We start from the raw sequence: 4598 nt of genomic DNA, 5'->3' as shown, positions 1-4598 counted from the left end.
CGGTGGGGATCTCGCATCCCGTGGATGGTGCGCGGTGCGATCGTGCTTCCTGTCTTCTTCGCCCTGATGTTCTTCGGGCCCGGCGGCATCACGGGCGGCGCCGCGGCGGCGTACGTCACCGTGACGTTCATCGGCGCCGCGACCGGCTTCTCGTTCTTCCAGGTCCCCTACGTCGCCCAGCCCGCCGAGCTCACCGACGACTACGCCGAGCGCACCTCGCTCATGACCTACCGCATCGCCTTCCTGACCCTGGCCATCCTCGTGTTCGGTGCGGGGGCGCCCGCGCTGGTGAAGGCCGGGGGAGACGGGGCCTCGGGCTACCGCTTCATGGGGCTGGTCTGCGCGGGGCTGTTCCTGGTCGGGTTCCTCACGGCGATCCTCGCGACGCGCGCGGTGCCGTCGGTCCTGCGCGCCGAGCCCGGCGGCGGGATCGGCGACCAGCTGCGGGCGGTGCGCGACAACCCCGACTTCCGCGTCCTGTTCGCCGCGTTCGTGATCCAGGCACTCGGCACGTCCGCGGCGCTCGCGGGTGCGCCGTACGTCGCGGAGTACCTCCTCGGGGCCAAGGGGCTGACGACAGTGCTGTTCGTGGCGCTCGTGGCGCCGGCGATCCTGCTGGTCCCGGTGTGGCGCCTCGTCGCGGAGCGGCGCGGCAAGGAGACCGGGTTCCGGTGGGCCACCCTGTGCTTCCTCGCGGGTGCGGTCGTGATGGCGACCGCGGGGCACTCGCCCACATGGGTGTTGCTCGTCGGCGTCGGAGTGGCAGGTATCGGGTACGCCGGTCAGCAGTTGTTCCCGCTCGCGATGCTGCCGGACACGATCCAGGCCGACTCGCTGCGCACCGGGCGCCGCCGGTCCGGGGCGTTCACCGGCGTCTGGACCGCGGGGGAGACCCTGGGCTTCGCGCTGGGCCCTGCCGCCTTCGGGCTGGTCCTGGCGCTCGGCGGCTTCGTCTCGACGACGTCCGGACAGACCGTGGAGCAGCCAGCGTCCGCCCTCACCGCCATCGCCGTCGGGTTCGGAGTCTTGCCGGCGGTGCTCATGCTCGTGAGCCTGCCGGTGCTGCGCCGTTACCGGCTGACCGAGGCCGAGCTGCGTCGTCTGGCGGCAGAAGGCGCCGCGTCGTCCGCCTCGACCGGGTGAGCCGGACCGAGGAGCGGGGTGCCCCGAGTGGGATTCGAACCCACACTGGATGGTGTTTGAGACCACTGCCTCTGCCGGTTGGGCTATCGGGGCGGCGGAGGAAGACTACCGGCCGCGGATGTCTCGGCCCCCTCCTAGGCTTCGGGCGTGACCGAGACCCCCAGCGAGCCAGCTGCCCTGCGCGTCGTCGTCGCCGAGGACGAGGCGCTCATCCGCCTCGACCTGGTGGAGATGCTCCGCGAGGAGGGCTACGTCGTCGTCGGTGAGGCCGGGGACGGCGAGCAGGCGGTTCGACTGGCCGAGGAGCTTCGGCCCGACGTCGTCATGCTCGACGTGAAGATGCCGGTGCTCGACGGCATCAGCGCCGCCGAGCGCATCGCATCGGCGCGCATCGCGCCCGTCGTCATGCTCACGGCCTTCAGCCAGCGCGAGCTCGTCGAGCGCGCTCGTGACGCCGGTGCGATGGCCTACCTCGTGAAGCCGTTCACGAAGGGCGACCTCGTCCCCGCGATCGAGCTCGCGGTCTCCCGATACGCGGAGATCACCACGCTCGAGTCCGAGGTGGCCGATCTCGAGGAGCGGTTCGAGACGCGCAAACGGGTGGAACGGGCCAAGTCGTTGCTGCAACAGAAGTACGCGTTGACCGAGGCGGACGCCTTCCGGTGGCTGCAGAAGTCGGCCATGGACCGGCGCTTGTCCATGCGCGAGGTGGCCGATGTCGTGATCCGCGAGGTCACCACCGAGTAACGGGACCGTGACGGTCGCGAGTCGTGAGCGCGGACCTCGCCGGTCGTCACCAAAGCGTGATCCGACAGTGACGCATTCTTGGGTCTCCCGAGACCCCGCCGGTCGAGATCGCTGCTAGGTTTCGGGGCCATCCAGACCCGGAAAAATCGGGCGTTTCTCACGGTAGGACGGGATATGCGTAACGCTTACAAGATCGGTGCCCTCGCGATCGCGGGCAGCCTGGCACTGGCCGCCTGCGGCTCGTCGTCGGGCAGCGGCAGCTCCAGCGCTGCCGCCGGCGGCAAGACGGTCGTCATCTCGACCGACCTGCCGCTGCAGGGGTCGTCGAAGGACGCCTCCGACTCCACCAACAATGCGATCGAGCTGTACCTCAAGCAGATCGGGAACAAGGTCGGCGACTACACCATCCAGTTCAAGAAGTACGACGACTCCACGGCCGCTGCCGGGCAGTGGGACCAGGCGCAGTGCACGAAGAACGCGCAGGACCACGTCGCCAACACCGACGAGGTCGCCGTCATGGGAACGTACAACTCCGGTTGCGCCAAGATCGAGGTGCCGGTGCTCAACCAGGACCCCTCGGGTCCGATGCTCATGGTCTCGCAGGCGAACACCAACCCTGGCCTCACGAAGAGCTGGGACCCGGGCGAGCCTGACAAGTACTACCCCTCAGGCAAGCGCAACTACGCCCGTGTGGTGACCACCGACGACAACCAGGGTCGTGCTGCCGCGCAGTTCATGGCGCAGAAGCTCGGCGTCAAGCAGTGCTACGTCCTCAACGACAACGAGACCTACGGTCAGGGAGTCGCCAAGGCGTTCGCCGACGAGGCCCCCAAGGTCGGCATCACCGTCCTGGGCAACGACCCGTGGGACAGCAAGCAGCCCAGCTACACCGCCCTGTTCGAGAAGATCAAGGCGAAGAACCCGGACTGCATCTACGTCGGCGGCATCTACGACAAGAACGGCGGCCAGCTCGTCAAGGACAAGGTCGCCGTGCTCGGTGACAACGAGAAGGTCAAGTTCATGGGTCCCGACGGCTTCGAGGGCTTCAAGGAGCTCAAGGCGCTGCCGCAGGGCCAGGGCATGTACCTGTCCTTCCCCGGTCTCGCGCTCGACGACCTCAAGGCGCAGGGTGGCGCGGCGGCGAAGCTTCTCACTGACTACACGAGCACCTACGGCGGCCCGCCCGACACCCCCTACGCCCTGTACGGTGTCGCCGCGGTCCAGGTCATCCTCGACGCGATCAAGCAGTCCGACGGAACGCGTGCTGGCGTGACCAAGGCGGTGTTCAGCGGCGCCGGGATCGACATCCCCGCCGACGTCTCTGCCATCGGCAAGGAGATCAAGATCGACCAGGCCACGGGTGACGTCAACGTCAAGGACATCACCATCCTGCAGATCAAGAGCAACGACGAAGCCAAGGTCCAGGTCTGGCCAGTCTCCGGCTGACAGAACAGGCAAGAAACTAGCGACAAGTTGGTCGGGCGGGGCCTGTGGCCCCGCCCGACCTGCTAGGTTCCGGGCGATGTTCGCACGCTGACGAAGGGTTCGCCGGATGACCATCACCGCAGTCGAAGTGGCCGACTCTCGCCCTGTACTCCTGCGACGCGAGAAGGCCGAGCGCTGGGTGGGTATCGCGCTGCTCGTCGGGCTCGTGGCCTGGCTCGTGTGGAACTTCTTCGCGTCGCCGACACAGTGGATCAACGTCGCACTCGACGGCCTGCGCATCGGGGCCATCTACGCGCTCGTCGCACTCGGCTACACCCTGGTGTACGGCATCATCGAACTGATCAACTTCGCCCACGGCGACCTGTTCATGCTCGGGTCGGTCTTCTGCTCGATCATCCTGGTGAACTGGCTCGGTGCGACAAGCGGGTCTGCCAAGGACTGGATCGACCTGCTTCTGACGCTGGTCCTCGTGATGGCGATCTGCGCCACGATGAACGTCACCGCGGAAGCCGTGGCCTACCGTCGCTTGCGAAGAGCACCCAAGCTCGCACCTCTCATCACCGCCGTCGGCGTGAGCTTCATCTTCCAGTGGTTCGGTCTGCTTCTAAACGGATCGACGCAGAAGAACTGGCCGACGGTCATCCCCCAAGGCGGAATCTCCTTCGGCGAGGTGACCCTCGACTACTCGACCATCGTCGTGTTCCTGGTGACGATCCCGCTCCTGCTGCTGCTGTCGTGGATCGTCCAGCGAACCCGCCAGGGCAAGGCGATGCGCGCGACCGCACAGGACCAGGACGCGGCTCGACTCATGGGCATCAACGTCAACCGGACCATCTCGTTCACGTTCGCGCTCGGCGGTGCGATGGCCGGCGCCGCAGGGGTGCTGTTCCTGGAGACGTTCGGGACGACTCGCTATGACGCCGGATTCCAGCTGGGTCTGATCGCGTTCACTGCTGCGGTCCTCGGCGGCATCGGCAACCTGCAGGGTGCAGTGCTCGGTGGCGTGCTCATCGGTCTCATCCAAGGCTTCAACGACGGTCTGCCCTACGGACTGGGCCAGAAGTGGTCCCAGACGGTCGTGTTCACGATCCTCATCCTGCTCATGGTCTTCAAACCTGAGGGCATCCTGGGCAAGCCGACGATCGAGAAGGTGTGACGATGTCGCTCCGCGCTCCCGAGGTCGTGTCGTCGCCGACGAAGAAGTCCGACCTGGTCGCCAACCACAACCGCCGTTGGGCGTCGGGTTTCGTCATCGCGGCGGT

The 4598-nt window shown here is 67.1% G+C and carries 4 protein-coding genes and 1 tRNA gene; 4 read left to right on the top strand and 1 reads right to left on the bottom strand.

Annotated elements, in window-relative coordinates; genetic code table 11:
• On the top strand, positions 1–1143 hold a 1143-nt coding region (locus VIM19_05405), incomplete at its 5' end, for an MFS transporter (GenBank protein ID HEY5184339.1).
• Positions 1144–1162: 19 nt separating this feature from the next.
• Here the strand turns inward: VIM19_05405 and VIM19_05400 are convergent.
• Positions 1163–1236 (bottom strand) — tRNA-Leu (locus VIM19_05400).
• A 54-nt stretch (positions 1237–1290) separates the two neighbouring features.
• Between VIM19_05400 and VIM19_05395 the strand changes: the two genes are divergently transcribed.
• From VIM19_05395 to VIM19_05385, 3 genes are all read left to right on the top strand, one after another.
• The gene (locus tag VIM19_05395) at positions 1291–1890 is read left to right on the top strand and encodes a response regulator (GenBank protein ID HEY5184338.1); all 600 of its coding nucleotides are present in this window, start codon (positions 1291–1293) and stop codon (positions 1888–1890) included.
• Between the two features lie 174 nt (positions 1891–2064).
• Positions 2065–3336, top strand: coding sequence for a branched-chain amino acid ABC transporter substrate-binding protein (locus VIM19_05390; protein HEY5184337.1), 1272 nt, complete (start codon positions 2065–2067; stop codon positions 3334–3336).
• 106 nt (positions 3337–3442) lie between these two features.
• Positions 3443–4492 (top strand): branched-chain amino acid ABC transporter permease, encoded by a 1050-nt coding sequence (locus tag VIM19_05385; protein HEY5184336.1) that lies wholly within the window; start codon positions 3443–3445, stop codon positions 4490–4492.
• Positions 4493–4598: the final 106 nt, after the last annotated feature.

Source organism: Actinomycetes bacterium, from assembly GCA_036510875.1.
Lineage (GTDB): Bacteria > Actinomycetota > Actinomycetes > Prado026 > Prado026 > DATCDE01.
Note: the sequence above shows the minus strand (reverse complement) of the source record. Positions and strands in the feature narration are given on the sequence as shown.